We start from the raw sequence: 16956 nt of genomic DNA on the forward strand, positions 1-16956 counted from the left end.
AATGGCTAACCGCTTTTTTCCATAAATGTGTTTCGGCATTAGAATGACGGTTGCAACGATGATGCCGAGGCGGCTGAATGACATCTGCCGTCGCAGGTCGCAGCGTCTCTCCGCTGCTACCGGCTTTACCACGGGATCAAGTGTCGGCGAACTCGACCACGCTTCAGAACGTTGGCATTATGGACAACATGAAGGCGCAGAAAATCACCGAGATAAGAGTGTCGAGGCAGACGGAAGCATTATCCAATCTGTCGTCTGGAAAGTGCCGACGCCCGTTCCCCCAACCGACCACGAGTTTAAATACAGCATGGTCTATATCCAGGACGATGTGCGCGTGGTCGGCTTCGACAATGAGCGGGGAAAAGGTGATCACATGCATCTGGACGGGAAGGAATTCCCGTACCGGTTTACCACAATCGACCAGCTTATCGAAGACTTCGTGTCCGAAGTCGAAAAGAGGAGGCAGTCATGAGAACATTGACCATCACGACAAATCCAGACTGGAAATCAGCATTGCGTGCAGCCGGAAAGCGGGCTGTGAATGGGATTCAGAGTGGGGAGTATCAGGGTGAGACGCTTGATTTCGAGACCCCCGGCGCTTTCTTCTCCCGATTGACGGAGCGCCGCTGGCAGCTGTTGGACGCGCTCTTGGGAAGCGGAACCGTAGGTGTGCGGGAACTCGCATGGAGGCTGGGGCGGGACGTCGAGCGCGTTCATGAAGACGCTGCGGCATTGGTCGAATTGGGACTGATCGAAAAGGATGAGCGCGGTGCGCTGAACTGCCCGTTTTCGAATATTCATGTCGACATGGTGATGGCTCCCACACGAAGGGTTGCATGACGCAGGCATCCTCCCTTCCAGCGGAACGATTCTGATGCTTCTCACCTTCTGCGAGCCGGGCTCGCCAGCCCGATATGTAATAGTGGCACTGCCTGTATCAGAAACATGACCACCCCGGACCAAGCGCTAACCAAAGTATTCGCTCTTGAAAGGAGTCGGACCTACGACCCCTGCCCTTGTATAGCTCCGCGTCACAGATTCCGCTGGTGAGCAAGGAGCTTAGGCTGCCGGGGCTGGACGAACTGGGGCTGGTGGCTGCTCTCCCTCTGTCCCATCTGCGAAGACGGGCACGTGGACTCCGTAGTCCGGATTCGGCCCGAAGCGGACTCAGTCAGCCTTCCAGCACTAGCGCCAGAGGGCCGCTTCTTGCGGCAAGGCGCGACCACCCCGGAGCGAAGCCATCCTTGAGAATAGCGAAAAGCTCTCCCCGGATGTATAGGTGAGCCTGAAGTGGTTGTCCTGAAGCCCGTTTCCATTGCACCAGGACATCGGCCTCGCGTTGCAACGGCTCAATCGTTATAGCGCTTGCGAAGTCCTGTGGGTTTGCGAACGGAAGCAAGTCTCGATTAGCCCAGTCGACTGCCTTCGGTGTTGGCCCTCGGTTGTACAGCCAAACATCGCCGATAATGGCGTGAGACGGATCGAGCAGATAGGCGTAGGCTACCTTGCCGTCGTCCTCGACAACAACGGAATACCCCTCTGCCTCATCTCCGACTTGCATCCAGAAGCTCTGTTCGTTGTCCATTCCCCAACCTCCACTGCCCATGTCCACAGGGCTTGGCGATGATAATTATGGTCTTGGAGTTTAACCTGCAATGTCCGCTTTTGGCGCAAAGCGGTCATTGTCCTTTGCAGGTCGCATCAAGAGAATTGTCTGGCCGGCGTCTTCGCCTTGAAAGGGATCGAACTAGCGCCCGATCGTTCAGACCATCTCGCCAAGCGTCAGAATTGAATTTAACGTCATAGGCAAAATCCTGTCTGCTTCATCAAGCCAAATGCTTTGCTTCGCTGCTGCTCAGGATAGGTTGGCCGCTTGGCGCTGGGGCGCTGGATGAAGCTATCGAACCACATCTGTAGCTTAGCGCACTCCAGAGGGATCGGCACATCGTAGAAATCTCTCGCGTATTGCAGCGTAGCCATCGCGACGCAGTCCGCCAGCGTAACGTGCTGACCGGCGATAAACGGTTCATCACCAATCAACGTTTCGATGAGCCGCAGCTGCTCAAAATACCGCTCAGCGCAGATTTCCGCAACTTCGTGGCTGGAGCGTGCCGCGCCTTCCCCGAGTGCACTTCCGTGGCGAGCCCAAAGGCCGAAGAAAGTCAGGGCCTCATCGAACATCTGAACGAGTTGGTTGACCTTTGCCCGTGCAGCTGGTGTGTTCCCGCGCAAATTCGGACGGGGTATCTTGTCTTCAATGTAGTCGAGGATCGCCAGTGATTGCCCAATCACGGTGCCATCGGCATCCCTCAACATTGGGAACGATCCCATGGGAGTGAGGGACCTGATCTCGGGCGGGGGTGAGTTAGTGAGCCTATCCGGCTCCGCATAGAGCTTTACGGCCACACCCCGAGGCTGCTTCTCTGCCAAGTAAATGTTGACCCGTTGGGGATAAGGCCCAAAGGAGAAATTGAAGATTTCGATCACGGCTTACTGTTCCTTGCTCTAAGGGCGCTACGTGGAACATCAGGCGACCATGACCCAGCCACGAAACGAAAGAGCAGCGTAGAACAAACTAGGTTTCCGGAAGCCCGCATCGCGAAAGCAAGCTTCTTCCTGATGGGGCGTAAGCAGCGGCAGCCTCTCGGCCATCGCTCTGGCGGAGGCGGCGGCTTGGGCAGGCAGTGAACCCGGGCCTGCGGCAAATGTCGCAGACCGCGCCAACCAAATTTGCGCTTGACCATCGATTTCTGTGTGATGTGCGGCAACGAAAACACCGCCCGGTTTAATTCGCCTGCGGATCTCCTGGAGCGTCTCCAGCCGCTCCCGCAAAGCTAAGAAATGCAGTGTCAGGAGGCACACTGCCCCATCGAAAGGACCGGCGGGTGCATCCACCGCCGTTCCGCAAACTAGGTGCGTCCGCTTCGCGAAACGCGATGTGGTTTGGCGGGCGATGTCCAGCATAGCGGGAGACGGATCAACACCGGTAAACCGCCAGTGCGGCCGGATCTCAGCCATGCCTCTGATTTCCAAACCGCCGCCAGCGCCCACAACGAGAACATTCGCCGCCCCAAGTGCCTGTTCGGCAATTAGCAGCGCTGCCATTTTGTGAAGGTCTGCAAGCCCGGGCACCTTACGCGGCGTCTCTGCGGCATAGTCGGCCACTGCCGCGGGATTGAGAAATGGGTTGGCGTCACCACTCATGACAACCTCTTCATGTATCAGTTGGAGCTACGTAACACGATTTGGCTTCTTGTATCAAGCGATGCTACATGACTTGCAGCGGATTAAGCACCTCATCAACCGGAGGGACTAGTGAACAAGGACACGAGGCTGTCTGATGTGCTACATGTGCTGTTGCATATGGCAAAGGTGAATGAGCCGGTCACCTCGGAGGTGCTGGCTCGGAGCATGGGCACAAATCCGGCCGTGTTTCGCAGAACCATGGCAGGCCTGCGGCGGGCAGGTCACGTCAAATCCGGCAAAGGGCATGGCGGCGGCTGGCAGTTAGCGCGACCCATTGAACAGATTACTCTGCTCTCCGTCTACGACGCACTTAAACAGCCGAACCTCTTTGCCATCGGTTCTCGCAACCGCCACCCCTCCTGTCTGATTGAGCAGAATGTCAACCTCGCACTCGCAGAAACGATGCTTCGAGCCGAAAAGCTGCTCCTCGACAGGTTTGGCCAAGTAACCTTGGATCAACTCATGCCCTCACAGGCAGAGCCAAAACCAATGGGCAACACAGATAAACCGCGTCCATCCCCATAAACAAGTCACGGCGCTCATCTTCTTTTGCTCATCAGACTGGGTCCGCAGTGGATTGTCGAAGCGGACCCAATCAATCGGTGGGTGATGTCATACACTTGCCGTGGGACGAACAACGATTTCGCTGGTGTCGACATCGTCAGGTTGGCTGATGACATGAAGGATTGCCTTGGCGATTGCGGCGGGCTTCAATGCTATTTGGCGATAGCTATTCATGGCTTCGGCTGCCACCGGATCTGTAATGCTGTCAGCCAGCTCGGACTCCACAACACCGGGATAGACGCAGGTGACACGGAGCTTTTCGTTCTCCTGGCGCAATCCATCTGAGATTGCCCGAACCGCGTATTTGGTGGCGCAGTAAACGGCGGCGGTCGGGGACACGGCAAGTCCGCCAATCGAGGAGACATTGATGATCTGGCCCGATCCCTGCTCATTCATCACCGGCAGCACGGCCGCGATGCCATACAGCACGCCTTTGATATTGACGTCGATCATCCGATCCCATTCTGCGACCTTCAACGACGCCATGGGCGAAAGCGGCATGATCCCCGCATTGTTGATGATGACATCGATCCGTCCAAAAGCCTTTAGGGCCGAGGCGGCGAAACTCTCAAAGCTGTCGCGGGAGGTGACGTCAAGGTCTTTGTAAATGGCCTTGCCGCCGGCTGCGATGATATCATTAGAAAGCTCTTCGAGACGATCAGTGCGCCGCGCACCAAGAACGACTGTGGCACCAGCGCTGGCTAGCACCCGAGCCGTCTCCTGGCCGATACCGCTGCTGGCACCGGTAATAAGGACGATCTTATCCTGCACATTCGTCATGACGTGCCCCTTTCTTACTGTTGGCTCTCACGGTAAACTCCCGAGGGCGTGTGGGGATGTCATTCCCTCCTACTTCAAGGAAGGTGGCGCCACTTCACCATCCGCGCCTTGAGGTCGAGGGTGCCATTGTCGACGACGAAGGTCCCATCCCCCCTATGATGCAGGGTTCGACGCTCTTTCCGGCTCTCATCGAGCCAGATCCGCTTCGCCTCGAGGATAAAGAGATTGTATGGCTCAGACAGCCGCTCGTCGAAGACGCGGCACTCAATATTGGCGAGGCAATCGCTCAACAATGGCGCGGCGACATCTGTTGCGGGTCTCATCTCAAGGCCAAATCGTTCGAATTTGTCGACCTGGTCGCCCGAACAGTTTCCGACGTCGACGACCGTCTCTGCCAGATCTAAGCCGGGGATAGCGATCACACATTCACCTGTCTTGCGGAGCGCACGATAGCTGTAGTCCCAGGGACCAATCACACAGCCGATCAATGCTGGATCATGCTGGATCATCATGTGGAAACCCATCGTCATGACATTGGATTTGCCATCATCATGCGTGGACACCATCACGATTGGACCGGGTTCAAGCAGGCGATAAGCCTGCGATGCGGGTAATTCTTTCATTCTGTATCTCCCTTTTAGGGCCCCTGTGCACAGACAGGGGCCGGAGGGTCGTTCGTTACCATCCCTGTTCGACGGGCAGGACGAAGAGTTCCGCCAAGTCCACATGGGCTGGAGCCTGCGCAGCAAAGACGATCGTATCGCCGATATCTTCACCCTGGAGGAAGGTCATCTGGTTGGACAACTCGTCCATCTGCTGGCGGTAGCCAGGATCGGTAATGTGATCATACAGTTCCGTGGCGACGGCCCCCGGCTGGATACAGGTGACGCGGATGTTGTGCTTCGGACCCACCTCCATGCGCAGACCATCCGAAAAGGCGGCTACTGCATGCTTGGTGGCGCAGTAGACAGACAATCCCTTGAAGACCTTGCGACCCGCAATCGAGGACATGTTGAAGACGTGCCCGGACCGCTGCTTGATCATCTGAGGCAGGACGGCTGCGGTGGTGTTGAAGAGACCCTTCACATTAACGTCTACCATCCGGTGCCATTCATCGACCTTGAACTGGTCGATATCCGAAAGCGGCATCAGTCCGGCGTTATTAACGAGAATGTCAATTGCGCCATGTGCATCGATCAGCTTCTTCACTGCAGCATCGATCGACGCCTGATCGACGACGTCCATTTCGAGGACCAGGGCTTCACCGCCCGCGGCCTCGATCTTTGCCTTCAGGTCCTCCAGCTTATCGGTGCGGCGCGCGGCAATGCCGACTTTAGCACCGGCTTCAGCAAGCTTGACAGCCGTTGCGGCGCCAATACCACTGGAGGCGCCGGTCACGAGTGCGATTTTTCCATTCAACTTACTCATTGTCTTCACTCCTTTTCTTGGGAAGCCGCGTAGAAGCGGTTTGTCGTGTTGACAATCTGGGATGTAGGCTACGCTGGGTGGGCTTCTTTCGGAGTCTTGCTTGGCCTGTCGGGCTCTTGCTCAAAAGTCGCGATCTGCGCGCACATGGTGGCGCGATGCTCACGATCCTCAGCCCACATCTTGGCGAGGCCAGGCGAGCTTCAGCCTTGGCCGGGCAGCCGTGCGATGACCTTGATCTCGAAATCAAACCCGGCCAGCCAGTTGACGCCGATGGCGGTCCAGCTCGGATATGGAGGGTCCGGGAATATCTCGTTTTTTACGGCCATGATTACGTTGAACTGGTTTTCGGGGTCCGTGTGAAAGGTCGTCACGTCGACAACATCATCGAAGCTACAACCTCCAGCCGAGAGGGTGGCTTCGAGGTTTGCAAAGGCCAGTCGGACCTGCGCCGCGAAGTCGGGCTCTGGTGATCCGTCGGACCGGCTTCCAACCTGGCCAGAAACGAATAGAAGGTCACCGGAGGCGATGGCTGCCGAGTAGCCGTGCGCTTGATAGAGGGCGTGGCGATCGCGCGGGAAGATGGCGGTACGTGAATGCATTTTCTCTCTCCTTTAACTCGGCGGTCCGTAAACCGCCGTCGTCGAAAGGGAAGAAGCTAGGAGCCGATAGCGGCTCGTCTCGCGCGATCTTGCTTCGTGTGTTGGGCTTTTGCTGAAATTGACAGAGCAGCAGCCGGGACAGCAGGTTATCGGCCTAAGGCCTAAAGAAGAGGCCGCGACATGTCGTGCGATATGGCCTCACATCACCTGCCCGAAGTAGACTGGACGAATTGCGAAACCAGCTCCGCAATTTTCTCCGGCTGATCCTCCGGCGAGAAATGACCACAATTTTCCAAGATGGTCAGGATTGACCCAGGGATTGCATCATGAAGCTTTTGCCCCCACTCTGGGACCTGCCACTCGTCATTGGCGCCCCAGATCAGTTGCACAGGGAGGTTTTCCAGCTCACCAAGCCTATCAGCAACCTCCAACGTATGGACCGGGTCGTAGTGCTTGACCTGGTGCTCAAACAGGCTCGGCTGCCCTATCGGGCCCGAAATATAATCCAGATACGTCTCAAGCGGGCCTTCTTCGAACCTGTGTTTTTCGTATACAGCGCTAAGCAGCCAGTCCCGGAAATGCGCCCGATGGGTGGCCTCGGGCGCTTTCATCAGCGCCTCAAGACCATTTTGCATTTGCTGCTTGGTCCTCCGTGAGGGGTAGCTGTCGAAGCTGACGACGTCGATCATCGTTAGCGTCTTCAATCGATCCGGACTAGAAATGCCAAATCTTTGCGCTATTCCCCCGCCAATGTCGTGCGCCACCAAGTGAAAACTTTCAAGGCCCCAGTACTCCAGCATCTCTTCGAGAATTGGCACCTGCCCGGACATGGACGTGTCCACATTTCCTGCTTGCGGGCGTTCAGAAAGACCGAAGCCAAGGAGATCGAAAACGTGGATCTTGAACCCGGCCTCAATGAGGAGTGGCGTGACGTTCCGCCAGATAAGCGATGAGGATGGGGTTCCATGGAGCAGAACCATGGGTTCACCGTTGCCATGAGTCCCCGCGGCAATGCGATAGTTCCTGACGAGAACCTGCTGGTTGATCAGATCATTCTGCATTCGTATCTCCACTCTTCTCCAGGCCGGCAACAACGATGCCACCGCGACACCTTTGGGCCCGAGGACGCCAATGCGCTCTCGCGTCAAATGGCGTCAAGATTGCACCTGAGGCAGTAAGACTACAGCGGCACTTGCTCCGGTGCTCATGACAAATATTGAGGTTCTTGAATGCGAAATCGATTGTGCGTGACCTGCGACGAGGCAGCCGCCGGCTATTTGAAGGCGAGCCAGGTATCTATTGCAACGAGGTCACAAATCATACCCGTGCGCAGCAGCTTCATCAGGCCTCCTGTCAGTGAATTGGATCTCGGCGACAGCGACAAACAACAAGCCTTTCCCTCCGTCCATCCGGCGGTGGAACAGATCTTGCAGCACTGGCGTGACGCCGATCAGGTGGAGCTGTACATAGATCCCGACCCCAACAGCCAACTGCTGATGGTCTATCTATTGAGCCGTGCCCTTGCGGCGGACGTCGGCCACACAAAATTGTTGATCTTCCAGGGCATAACGCCGTGGGGACAACAGCCCCCTCAGACGCAGACCAGTTCGGTGGTGACGCCGATGTCGGTTGAAAATCAGCATCTGACCGCAGCCGCCGCAATATGGTCGGCCTACTCAGCTTCCACGCCCCATGCATGGCTTGGCCTAAGTTTAGACGAGCTGTCCCATTTTCCCTTTATGACCCAGACAAGAGAAGCGCTTCTTGATGATCTGCCGAGCGCCGAAACGGGCCTTGGCTCGTCCGAGCGCCTGGTACTGAAGACTGTCGCCGATGAAGGATGTACCGTCGGCGAGGTTGCCAGGGCCTTCGCCAGCGACCCATTGCATCTGCTTGATTTGCCTTTGGTCGTTGACCTCATTACAACGCTCGCGTCAGGCGTTTCGCCACTCATTGCCGGGCTGTCTGGACGCTTGAGGGCGACAGACTTTTTTGATGATGTCGACGCCTGGGACACGTATGTCGAAAGCCACCTTCGATTGACGGCTGACGGGCACAAGATCATCGCGGGCGAAATTGATTTCGTCGAGACGCATGGCGTTAATCGCTGGTGGGGCGGCACCCGATTGCTGGGGCACACATCCTGGCGGTGGGAGAAACAAACGCGTGTCCTGATACCGCCAGAACCTTGATGTGTGAGTACACCGGAAGACGACCCCGGATATGCGGCGTTCAGTTTTCACGTCTTGCGATAGTGGCTGGGTGACAGTCCCGTCTCCCGTCTGAAGACTTGCGAGAAATGGCTCGGGCTGGTGTATCCGACAGCAATGCCTACTCGGATGATGCTGAGATCTGTCTCTTGTAGAAGTTGCTGGGCGCGCGCCATCCGCTGACGGATGAAGTGGCGAGAAGGTGACAGCCCTGTCGCTTTCTTGAACAAGCGGCTGAAGTGGAAAGGGCTCATCCCAGCCTTTTCAGCAAGCTCCGCCAGATTGAACGGTTCAGCCAAGTGTTCTTCCAGATGAGCGATCGCCCTTCTCAGCTTGTAGCCGGGCAATGCGGCTTGCCGATCATCATCGCCGCCGTTCGAGGCGTAGTTTCGTATTAGATGAACAGCAAGACTTTGGGCTAGCCCTTCGACATACAACTGGCTCCCCCTACCTTGCGCCGTGAGCTCGTGGTGAATGAGAGCCAGGAAATGTGCGAGCCGTGGATCCTGGCCTCCCGACACATCGCGCATCCGTGGAAGAGTGTCGCAGCCAAGAACATCGCCTGCGACCCGCTCGAACAGAGGGACAGACATGTATAGGTGCATCACCTGAAACGGATCGGATCCGAGAGCGCGCCACCGCATTTCATAAGGCCGGTCCGTGCGGGTCAGAAAAAAATCGCCAACGGTCACATGAGCAGTCTGCCACTCTCCATCGAGATCTCGCTCTTCGACGATGGCCTCACCCGACATAACCCAGACCACCAACGGTTCGGCCACTGCCGGGACCAGAAACGGCTCTTGGTTCTGATGGCGTGAGTAGACTTGAACGAAAAGGTCACTCCAGGCCAGACCGTCCCCGCTCAACAAGGTTCGGCCCGCTATGAACTGCTCCAGGCCACGGGGCGACGTGCGATCTGGGACAGTTCGGTCCAGCATAGGTGCATCTGCGCCCGGCGGAAAATCCTCATCATCCTCTGGCGATAGAGGACCGGGCTCAGGATACTCGGAGGTTGCGACTGTCTCTACCATGTGTTCCCTTGGGACTAAGTGCCTTCGTGCCGGTTATCCGTTTCACTGACGCCCGCTATCGATACCCGGGGAAAGGCTTGGTTCGCGGTCGCGCGACAGAGATGTCGGAGAGGGCCGGCATAGGCCGGCCCGAATGACGTGACGCTACCAAGCGACAGTGCCCTCGGGGGCGACAAATCGGCCAGAGACCGCATTGTCGTCGAGCAACGCATATTCGACCGGAAGACGAGCCCCCTCTGCGGGCGTCATGTAGCCATTGCCTCCCGTCAGGTCCGTCCTAACATAGCCTGGCGCGACCGAGTTCACGATGATGGAGGTGCCCTTGAGTTCGGCGGCCAGTTGCACCGTCAGCATGTTTAATGCAGCCTTTGACGCGTTGTAGCCGATGAGGCGTGCTTCGTAGTAAGGAGACGTGGGATCACCATTCACGGTAAGTGAGCCGAGCGTTGTCGCCAGGTTGACGATCCGGCCAGCGCTCGACTTGTGCAAGAGCGGTAACATGGCCTGTGTCACGGCCAGCGTCCCGAGAAAGTTTGTCTCCATCAGCCGTCTGGCCGCACTAACTGTTGCAACCGAGGGCGGTCCGTCCTCGGCGTCGACAATACCGGCATTGTTGACGAGGATATCGAGCCTGCCGTGGCGGGCCGAGATCGCTGCGGCCGCAGCCAGAATGGTCTCCTCCCTATTGAGATCCACCTCGATGGCTTCCACAGCCAGTCCGGCCTGGGTCAGTTCCTTCGCAGCCGTCTGGCCGCGGGCATAGCTGCGGGCGCCCATGATTACAGTGACGCCGGCGTCCGTCAGTTGCTTTGCGATCTCCAAGCCGATGCCCTTGTTAGCGCCTGTGACGAGCGCGATTTTCTTTGTATCTGTCATTCATTCACCTTTGCATTTGGGAAGGATGCGACGGTAAATATATGAAGGATAGTTCAGATTTTGGATTCGCATATGGATGTGCCTCCCCCTCGCCACCTGAAGGCCCGGAAACAGCCGCGTCAGGCCCGCTCCGCCACTACGATCGACGCTATTTTCGAGGCGACTATTCAGGTTTTGATTACGGAGGGAACGCACCGGCTGACCACCACGCGTGTGGCAGAGCGCGCCGGCGTCTCGGTCGGTACGATGTACCAGTACTTTCCCCACAAGAAGTCCTTGCTCTACGCGCTCAACGAACGCTATCTCGACAAATTGGCGGAGCGCGTGGAGATGACCTGCCGTACACACCATGCTCGGTCGACCGACGAGATGGTCGAGGCGCTTATTACCACTTACTGGGAAGCAAAGACGGAGCGTAGCGATGTCACGCGCGCACTCTACAGCTCTGCGGTAGAACTGGATAATGAGGCGCTGATTGATGCTTTCGCCAAGCGCATGGATGCAGCGACGAGGGCGATGCTGCTGAGCGCTCCTGATGCTCGCTACGAAAACATCGATCTCGTCAACCTCACGCTTCTCTCCGTCATCTTCGGAACGGTCAGGAATGTTTTCGAGCGCAACCTGCCACCTTCGGAGCAGACTTCCATACGCGATGAGTTGAAGCGCATGTGTCTCGCCTACCTCGCTATGGCATCCGGTGAGGTGTGTGCGACAATCCGGCCGCCTGAGGAACGACATAGATGCTTCGAGACATGAGCGACACGCTAGCCTTCGTTGAAGTCGTCGAGCGGGGAAGCTTCACCGCTGCAGCGGAGAGCTTCAGAACATCCAAGGCGCGGATCAGCAAGAAGGTGCAGGACCTGGAGCAGAGGCTGGGGGTGAAGCTCCTTCACAGAACCACCCGCAACATACGTCTGACGGAGGCGGGATCGATCTATTTTGATCGTTGTCGCGATCTCGCGCGGCTTATCGGTGACGCGGAGAGCGCGGTCGAGCAGGTGCATGGCAAACCCTCTGGGTGGTTGAGCGTGACGGCGCCGCACTGGCTAGTCACCAAGGCCCTCGCCCCGCTCATGGTCGGGTTTCGAGAAGCCTATCCAGAGGTCAAACTGCAACTGCTTCTCGACCACGACGTCAAGAACATCGTGCAGGAGGATATCGATGTCGCCTGCCGCTTGTCGAACGGCCCCATGCCCGATTCCAACCTCGCCGCCCGTCGCTTGGCCAACGTTCAGACAGGCCTTTACGCGTCGAGGCAATACCTTCAGCAGCACGGAGTCCCACAACATCCGTCGCAGCTGAAAGACCATGCCTGCCTGGTGACGCAATTGTTTTACGGGAAGCCTCAGCACTCATGGCCTTTGACAAGGCAGAGTGAGGTAATGGATTTCCCGATCAACCCGGTGGTTGTCGCAACAGACCCGGAGGCCTTGTTCGAATTTCTGATCCGAGGACAGGGCATACAGCTCACCAATCCCCACCTCGCCCATCAAGCGGTGGAAACCGGCGACGTCGTCCGTATTCTCCCTGAATGGTCCGGACCCAGTGCCATATTGTATGCCGTCAGGGCCGGTGGACGCGTCCAGCCTCTCAAGGTCCGGTCCTTCATCGACTATCTGAGTGAGAACCTCGAAAACGTGCTGCAGCTGACCTGAGCAGTCTCACTGCTCGATCCCTTATTGTAATCAAATCGCTGACAGCGCGATCAAGGTTCGGTGCCTAATCGCCCGAACGACCACCACTTACTTTCATCCGGTAATCGCCGGGCGCATCGAATTGGCGCTGCTCGGTGACCATGCATGAAGGATTTATCATGAACAGCGTAACACGACGAAACGTCCTCAAGGGGGCGTCCATGCTAACCACGGTCGCGGCCATTTCGGGAGCCCCTTCCCTCACTTTCGCGGCTGCCCGTAAGCAACACTTTCAGTCGCCCGGTTTTTACAGGATGGCTCTTGGCGATCTGGAAATCACGGCACTCTCGGATGGCACACTGCCCCTCCCTCTTCCGGACATGTATCGTGACGTGACCGCAGAGCAAGCCACTCAACTGCTTGGCGCAGCTTACCGTGACATTCCGACTGACACATCGGTCAACGCCTTCCTCGTCAATGACGGTCAGCGTCTCGTCCTCATAGATGCCGGTAGTGGTAGCTACTTAGGCGCGGAGGCCGGGCATCTATTCGCCAACCTGGAAGCGTCCGGCTACAAGGCCTCTGAGATTGATCATGTCATTTTGACCCATGTCCACACGGATCATTCCGGTGGCCTGGTTCGGGACGGGAAGCTCGTCTTTGAAAACGCAACCCTGCATGTTCCCGCGCGTGAACTTGAATTCTGGCTGAAAACTCCGGTAGAGGCGCGACCTAAAGACTTGAACCAGCAGCTGTTCAAGGAAGCAGAGGATTGCCTTCGGCCGTATCTCGAGCGGGGCCGGGTTGAAGTGTTTCAGGATGATAAGGAGGTAATTTCGGGTTTCCAGTCGATCATGCGCCCTGGCCACACTCCGGGCCACAGTTCGATCGTGGTTCAAAGCGGCGGCAAAAAACTGGTGTTCTGGGGCGACATCACGCATGGCGATATCGTTCAGTTCGAGCAGCCTGATGTGACCATCGAGTTCGACGTCGATCGTCCGAGGGCAGTGCGATCCCGGCTTGACGCCTTCGCCGAAGCCATCGCGGAAGGTTATCTCGTCGCCGGCGCGCATATTGCCTTTCCGGGGATCGGCAATGTCCTCAAAGAAGGCGAACACTTCGACTGGATGCCGGTGAATTACTCTGATGGTGAAGCTGGCATGGTGAGATGAGAACCTGATGGCGACGATGTAGGAGCTAGATCGTTCGTCGATGGGGGAATACACAGAGGGCACAGCAATGGGTCGCTTGTTACCCGCGTCGCCACTTATTCTCTGGTCACATCGACGACAATTCTGATCGCGGCACGGGCTGGGTCGTAGGGCCCGGCCCACATTCAGGTGGCGCCTGCCTCTCGGCACGTGGACTATATGAGCGGAGTTGGCAACGATGGTGGCATCAAGCCGAACCCAGTCGAACTTAGCCAATCAACGCCAGTCCTCCCTGACGCCCAACCTCGGCTTGTATTTCAGCGATGAGGCTATCAAGAGCCGGGTTCCGCGCCTTCCGTGCCCGCCGTACAACATAGGCAAGCGAAGGGGGTGCGGGTAAGCGATCGGAGATGAGGCGCATGTTGCGGCTGATATGACGATCGCTCAACAATGCGACTCCCATCCCGGCATTGACCGCAGAGACAATACCCGCCGAGCTGGAGCACTCAAAAACCGTTTCCAGAACGACATCATCCCGCCCCACATCAAGCGCCCACTTCCGGTAAAAGCAGTCATCATCGAAGGACAAGAACGGGACTGGCTCTTCGCGTCGGAGCTCTAGCTCGGGGTGGCTTACCCAGCGAAGAGCTTCATTGTAGAGAACAACATCCGTGGGCCTCACTTCATGATCAAAAATCTGAACGATTGCGGCGTCCAACTCGGCACGCTCCAGCATGCCGCGGAGGACAAGGCTCATTCGAACCTTCGTCTTAACAGCCACATTCGGGTGCAGTTTTTTGAAGCGTCCAAGTACGCGTGCAAGGTCGCTGCAAGCGGTATCCTCTGTAAAACCCAGCAGCAGTCGGCCCGCGAGTGGCGTCTTCGCGAGGCTCCGCAAAGCCTCATCGTGCAGGTCTAGTATCTTGTTCGCATAGTCCAGGAGCTCTTGACCAGCTGTGGTGAAAACTGGGCCGCCTGTTCGGCGCGAGAGCAACTCGCAGTCAAGATTCAACTCAAGTCGCCGGATCTTGTGGCTGACGGCCGATTGCGAAAGTCCTAAGGCAGCCGCTGCCCTGGTGATTCCGCCGTGGTGCTTGATCGCGCGCATTGCCCGCAGTGCGTCAATTTCCAAACGGCGACTGTTGATCTCGATCATCCTGACATCCGCGTCAGTGTTGCAGGGCGATCCTAACAGTATGACAGATACAGAACGAATGTCATGGCATCATCGACATTTGTCATGCGGCATTGCGATGTCGGCTCGTTAATCCTGGAACGTAGCTGCATGTACGAGGCACAATGAATTTTTTCGAAGGCATTAAGGGCCAACATCACCGCCTTTGTTCGTGGCCGCTATTGGCCACCCTTCTGATCGTTGGCTGGAGCTCCGGGTTCGTGGGGATCCGATATGCGAATGAGGAGGCAAGCGTCATGCTGCTGCTCTTCTGGCGCACCCTGCTGGCCGGACTGGTCTTACTTCCGTTCGCGCTGGCCTTTGGTCCCAGAATGTCGCTAGCTGCAGTCAGGTATCAAGCGTTGCTCGGGTTCATGGCGGTTTTTCTGTACCTGGGCGGTTTCGCGCTCGCCATAGAGCAGAAAGTGCCAACCGGTTTGGTAGCACTCATCGCCGACCTCCTTCCGCTTGCTGTTGCTGCCCTCTCGCAACCCGTCCTCGGTGAGCGCTTGACGACACGACAGTGGCAAGGGACCGCAATCGCAGTCTCAGGTGTGTTGATCGTATCCTTTGACAGCCTCGGTATAGGCACCGCTCCGGCCTGGGCCTATATTCTCACGGTTGGATCAATGTTGATCCTCGCTCTCGCCTCTGTTGTGAACAGGAGGAACTCGACGAGCGGCATGCCGGTCCATCAAAGTCTCTGTGTCCAAATGCTGACGGGCGCGGTTCTGTTCGGGCTTTGCGCGTCCATGCAAGGCAGCCTTGTGCCTCCTCTCACGCAGAAATTCGCTCTCGCCATGGCCTGGCTGGTGCTGATCGCGACGTTCCTAGCCTACTCGGTGTATTACACCAGCCTTCGGCTCTTCCCAGCAGCAAAGGTCAGCGCGGCCATCTACCTCAGCCCGCCAGTTACAATGCTGTGGGCATGGATGCTGTTTTCGGAGCCTCTGACGTTGATGATGCTGAGCGGGCTGGTGATAACTCTAGTCGGCGTGTGGATGACGTCTAGGCCGTAAAGGATGCGCCTTGATAGGAATCGAACCCAGAACCGGCAAACCGAAGAACCTATCACGCTGATTTTATCGCAAAAACACTCTCTCTGATCGTCATAACTATCGGTCGTTCAAAGAACCGCAGACGTGGAGAGCCTCCCATGAGGCTGCTTCAATGGATCGGCTTTCGTTTGGATCGAGCCATTCACGCTGCTCATTGTGAGTCCTTCGACGGCCAACTGTTCAACTTTTTACCCTTATTTATCCCAGGTCCGAAGACCGGCGATGCTAGTCCTTTTTCCAGAGGCGCTGATGTGGATCGGCACCCAATCTGGAAAAAGGAAAGCATCATGAAAAAGCATCTGCTCGCCACTGTCGCACTTCTCGCGGCCATCTCACCCGTTGCAGCTGAAGCCCGCTGCGTGCCGAACACCCCAGTCATCGCCGCGAAGGCCGTTCCCGTCATTCAGTACAAAAACACTGTGATCGATGGCGTGAACATCTTCTATCGTGAAGCCGGTCCCAAGGACGCACCGGTGCTCCTTCTCCTGCACGGATTTCCGACCTCGTCCCATATGTTCCGCAACCTCATTCCGCTGCTGGCCGACCGCTACCGCGTGATTGCCCCCGACTATCCCGGCTATGGCCAGAGTGACGCACCGGACCATACCCAGTTTTCCTACACATTCGAGAACCTGACCAACGTCGTCGAAAAGCTTACCGAAAAGGTCGGCGCTGATCGCTACAGCATGTATGAGAGGTGGCTCGGGAAATCTGCACAGCTAGGATAAGTGGAATTTCTGCCTGATTTCGGCTTAGATGAGTCGGAGATCGGTTTCAATCTCTCGAACTGCCATTTCGCAGGCCGCGATTTCCTTAAGCAGCCGCTCCCAGTGTTTCTCCAACACAAAGCCCACGTCGTTGGTCCGTCCTGTCGCCCCTGTTTACCAACGGTTAACATAACCGAAGCGGATTTGGGGTGGCGGTTCCCTATATGGTTAACGCTGCAAAGAGTAGTGTGGACCCACGACACCCTAAATTAATACGCCAGGTGCCGCTGGATGCGGACCACCAACCATTTCGGCTGCGTCGGTCCAGTCTTCTAACGGTTACGCAACTTCGAGTTCACCGTTGATTATATTTTAGTAATATATAGATCTCAATCATCTGGAACAACCGTTGGGCGAATTCGATTCGGGGAGATGGTTCCGCGAGAAGCACTCTTCAGCTTTTTCGGGACGGAAGATGGGGACCGTGAGTGACCGCAC

General features: G+C 56.9%; 20 protein-coding genes. 9 read left to right on the top strand and 11 right to left on the bottom strand.

Annotated elements, in window-relative coordinates; translation table 11 throughout:
- The first annotated feature begins 43 nt into the window (after positions 1–43).
- Both RAC79_RS13230 and RAC79_RS13235 read left to right on the top strand, forming a co-directional pair.
- Complete coding sequence (locus RAC79_RS13230) at positions 44–472, top strand: DUF6516 family protein (RefSeq protein ID WP_374997079.1); 429 nt, start codon at positions 44–46, stop codon at positions 470–472.
- Positions 469–840 (top strand): hypothetical protein, encoded by a 372-nt coding sequence (locus tag RAC79_RS13235; protein ID WP_374997080.1) that lies wholly within the window; start codon positions 469–471, stop codon positions 838–840. Before RAC79_RS13230 ends, RAC79_RS13235 begins: the two co-directional genes overlap by 4 nt.
- Before the next feature lie 331 nt (positions 841–1171).
- Here RAC79_RS13235 and RAC79_RS13240 read toward each other — a convergent pair whose 3' ends face one another.
- The 3 genes from RAC79_RS13240 to RAC79_RS13250 form a co-directional block, all read right to left on the bottom strand.
- On the bottom strand, positions 1172–1585 hold the full coding sequence (locus RAC79_RS13240) for a hypothetical protein (RefSeq protein ID WP_374997081.1): 414 nt from the start codon (positions 1583–1585) through the stop codon (positions 1172–1174).
- A 215-nt stretch (positions 1586–1800) separates the two neighbouring features.
- Positions 1801–2487 (bottom strand): glutathione S-transferase family protein, encoded by a 687-nt coding sequence (locus RAC79_RS13245; RefSeq protein WP_112967579.1) that lies wholly within the window; start codon positions 2485–2487, stop codon positions 1801–1803.
- A 39-nt stretch (positions 2488–2526) separates the two neighbouring features.
- Positions 2527–3204, bottom strand: coding sequence for a class I SAM-dependent methyltransferase (locus RAC79_RS13250; protein WP_374997082.1), 678 nt, complete (start codon positions 3202–3204; stop codon positions 2527–2529).
- Positions 3205–3315: 111 nt separating this feature from the next.
- On the opposite strand from RAC79_RS13250, the gene RAC79_RS13255 reads away from it, so the two are divergent.
- On the top strand, positions 3316–3771 hold the full coding sequence (locus RAC79_RS13255) for an Rrf2 family transcriptional regulator (RefSeq protein WP_374997083.1): 456 nt from the start codon (positions 3316–3318) through the stop codon (positions 3769–3771).
- Between the two features lie 87 nt (positions 3772–3858).
- Here the strand turns inward: RAC79_RS13255 and RAC79_RS13260 are convergent, their stop codons facing one another.
- The 5 genes from RAC79_RS13260 to RAC79_RS13280 all read right to left on the bottom strand — a co-directional run bounded on the left by RAC79_RS13260 (position 3859) and on the right by RAC79_RS13280 (position 7678).
- Complete coding sequence (locus RAC79_RS13260) at positions 3859–4590, bottom strand: SDR family oxidoreductase (protein WP_252755133.1); 732 nt, start codon at positions 4588–4590, stop codon at positions 3859–3861.
- A gap of 74 nt (positions 4591–4664) precedes the next feature.
- A complete protein-coding gene (locus RAC79_RS13265; protein WP_112967575.1) occupies positions 4665–5213 on the bottom strand; it encodes a flavin reductase family protein in 549 nt (182 codons plus the stop codon).
- Positions 5214–5268: 55 nt separating this feature from the next.
- A complete protein-coding gene (locus RAC79_RS13270; protein WP_374997084.1) occupies positions 5269–6018 on the bottom strand; it encodes an SDR family oxidoreductase in 750 nt (249 codons plus the stop codon).
- A gap of 200 nt (positions 6019–6218) precedes the next feature.
- The gene (locus tag RAC79_RS13275; protein WP_223565054.1) at positions 6219–6617 is read right to left on the bottom strand and encodes a RidA family protein; all 399 of its coding nucleotides are present in this window, start codon (positions 6615–6617) and stop codon (positions 6219–6221) included.
- A 203-nt stretch (positions 6618–6820) separates the two neighbouring features.
- Positions 6821–7678: an alpha/beta fold hydrolase gene (locus RAC79_RS13280; protein ID WP_223565053.1), complete on the bottom strand. Its 858-nt coding sequence runs from the start codon at positions 7676–7678 to the stop codon at positions 6821–6823.
- 168 nt (positions 7679–7846) lie between these two features.
- On the opposite strand from RAC79_RS13280, the gene RAC79_RS13285 reads away from it, so the two are divergent.
- Positions 7847–8809, top strand: a complete 963-nt coding sequence (locus RAC79_RS13285; RefSeq protein ID WP_374997085.1) for a hypothetical protein — start codon at positions 7847–7849, stop codon at positions 8807–8809.
- A 47-nt stretch (positions 8810–8856) separates the two neighbouring features.
- Here RAC79_RS13285 and RAC79_RS13290 read toward each other — a convergent pair whose 3' ends face one another.
- Positions 8857–9765: a helix-turn-helix domain-containing protein gene (locus RAC79_RS13290; RefSeq protein ID WP_374997167.1), complete on the bottom strand. Its 909-nt coding sequence runs from the start codon at positions 9763–9765 to the stop codon at positions 8857–8859.
- A 237-nt stretch (positions 9766–10002) separates the two neighbouring features.
- Positions 10003–10734, bottom strand: a complete 732-nt coding sequence (locus tag RAC79_RS13295) for an SDR family oxidoreductase (RefSeq protein WP_374997086.1) — start codon at positions 10732–10734, stop codon at positions 10003–10005.
- 72 nt (positions 10735–10806) lie between these two features.
- On the opposite strand from RAC79_RS13295, the gene RAC79_RS13300 reads away from it, so the two are divergent.
- The 3 genes from RAC79_RS13300 (at position 10807) to RAC79_RS13310 (ending at position 13540) form a co-directional block, all read left to right on the top strand.
- The gene (locus tag RAC79_RS13300; protein WP_144579120.1) at positions 10807–11490 is read left to right on the top strand and encodes a TetR/AcrR family transcriptional regulator; all 684 of its coding nucleotides are present in this window, start codon (positions 10807–10809) and stop codon (positions 11488–11490) included.
- Entirely contained in the window at positions 11487–12389 is a 903-nt protein-coding gene (locus RAC79_RS13305) for a LysR family transcriptional regulator (RefSeq protein ID WP_374997087.1), read from the top strand. Before RAC79_RS13300 ends, RAC79_RS13305 begins: the two co-directional genes overlap by 4 nt.
- 158 nt (positions 12390–12547) lie before the next feature.
- Positions 12548–13540 carry an MBL fold metallo-hydrolase gene (locus tag RAC79_RS13310; RefSeq protein WP_374997088.1) on the top strand — a complete coding sequence of 331 codons (993 nt, stop codon included), beginning with the start codon at positions 12548–12550 and terminating at the stop codon, positions 13538–13540.
- A 247-nt stretch (positions 13541–13787) separates the two neighbouring features.
- On the opposite strand, the gene RAC79_RS13315 is transcribed toward RAC79_RS13310, so the two are convergent.
- Positions 13788–14675, bottom strand: a complete 888-nt coding sequence (locus RAC79_RS13315; protein ID WP_374997089.1) for a LysR family transcriptional regulator — start codon at positions 14673–14675, stop codon at positions 13788–13790.
- A 143-nt stretch (positions 14676–14818) separates the two neighbouring features.
- Here RAC79_RS13315 and RAC79_RS13320 point away from each other — a divergent pair, with 143 nt between their 5' ends.
- Both RAC79_RS13320 and RAC79_RS13325 read left to right on the top strand, forming a co-directional pair.
- Complete coding sequence (locus RAC79_RS13320) at positions 14819–15712, top strand: DMT family transporter (RefSeq protein WP_374997090.1); 894 nt, start codon at positions 14819–14821, stop codon at positions 15710–15712.
- 137 nt (positions 15713–15849) lie between these two features.
- On the top strand, positions 15850–16479 hold the full coding sequence (locus RAC79_RS13325; RefSeq protein ID WP_374997091.1) for an alpha/beta fold hydrolase: 630 nt from the start codon (positions 15850–15852) through the stop codon (positions 16477–16479).
- Positions 16480–16956 lie beyond the last annotated feature (477 nt).

The sequence above is a fragment of the Agrobacterium sp. LR_9 genome (assembly GCF_041954855.1).
Taxonomy (GTDB): Bacteria; Pseudomonadota; Alphaproteobacteria; order Rhizobiales; family Rhizobiaceae; genus Agrobacterium; species Agrobacterium leguminum.

What these genes read in the sequence shown, in the direction of transcription:
- RAC79_RS13290 (WP_374997167.1), bottom strand. Translation starts at nt 9,765, where the DNA reads ATGCTGGACCGAACTGTCCCAGATCGCACGTCGCCCCGTGGCCTGGAG.
- RAC79_RS13280 (WP_223565053.1), bottom strand. Translation starts at nt 7,678, where the DNA reads ATGCAGAATGATCTGATCAACCAGCAGGTTCTCGTCAGGAACTATCGC.
- RAC79_RS13325 (WP_374997091.1), top strand. Translation starts at nt 15,850, where the DNA reads ATGAGGCTGCTTCAATGGATCGGCTTTCGTTTGGATCGAGCCATTCAC.
- RAC79_RS13275 (WP_223565054.1), bottom strand. Translation starts at nt 6,617, where the DNA reads ATGCATTCACGTACCGCCATCTTCCCGCGCGATCGCCACGCCCTCTAT.
- RAC79_RS13250 (WP_374997082.1), bottom strand. Translation starts at nt 3,204, where the DNA reads ATGAGTGGTGACGCCAACCCATTTCTCAATCCCGCGGCAGTGGCCGAC.
- RAC79_RS13310 (WP_374997088.1), top strand. Translation starts at nt 12,548, where the DNA reads ATGAACAGCGTAACACGACGAAACGTCCTCAAGGGGGCGTCCATGCTA.
- RAC79_RS13240 (WP_374997081.1), bottom strand. Translation starts at nt 1,585, where the DNA reads ATGGACAACGAACAGAGCTTCTGGATGCAAGTCGGAGATGAGGCAGAG.
- RAC79_RS13320 (WP_374997090.1), top strand. Translation starts at nt 14,819, where the DNA reads ATGAATTTTTTCGAAGGCATTAAGGGCCAACATCACCGCCTTTGTTCG.
- RAC79_RS13295 (WP_374997086.1), bottom strand. Translation starts at nt 10,734, where the DNA reads ATGACAGATACAAAGAAAATCGCGCTCGTCACAGGCGCTAACAAGGGC.
- RAC79_RS13300 (WP_144579120.1), top strand. Translation starts at nt 10,807, where the DNA reads ATGGATGTGCCTCCCCCTCGCCACCTGAAGGCCCGGAAACAGCCGCGT.
- RAC79_RS13230 (WP_374997079.1), top strand. Translation starts at nt 44, where the DNA reads ATGACGGTTGCAACGATGATGCCGAGGCGGCTGAATGACATCTGCCGT.
- RAC79_RS13305 (WP_374997087.1), top strand. Translation starts at nt 11,487, where the DNA reads ATGAGCGACACGCTAGCCTTCGTTGAAGTCGTCGAGCGGGGAAGCTTC.
- RAC79_RS13265 (WP_112967575.1), bottom strand. Translation starts at nt 5,213, where the DNA reads ATGAAAGAATTACCCGCATCGCAGGCTTATCGCCTGCTTGAACCCGGT.
- RAC79_RS13315 (WP_374997089.1), bottom strand. Translation starts at nt 14,675, where the DNA reads ATGATCGAGATCAACAGTCGCCGTTTGGAAATTGACGCACTGCGGGCA.
- RAC79_RS13270 (WP_374997084.1), bottom strand. Translation starts at nt 6,018, where the DNA reads ATGAGTAAGTTGAATGGAAAAATCGCACTCGTGACCGGCGCCTCCAGT.
- RAC79_RS13235 (WP_374997080.1), top strand. Translation starts at nt 469, where the DNA reads ATGAGAACATTGACCATCACGACAAATCCAGACTGGAAATCAGCATTG.
- RAC79_RS13285 (WP_374997085.1), top strand. Translation starts at nt 7,847, where the DNA reads ATGCGAAATCGATTGTGCGTGACCTGCGACGAGGCAGCCGCCGGCTAT.
- RAC79_RS13260 (WP_252755133.1), bottom strand. Translation starts at nt 4,590, where the DNA reads ATGACGAATGTGCAGGATAAGATCGTCCTTATTACCGGTGCCAGCAGC.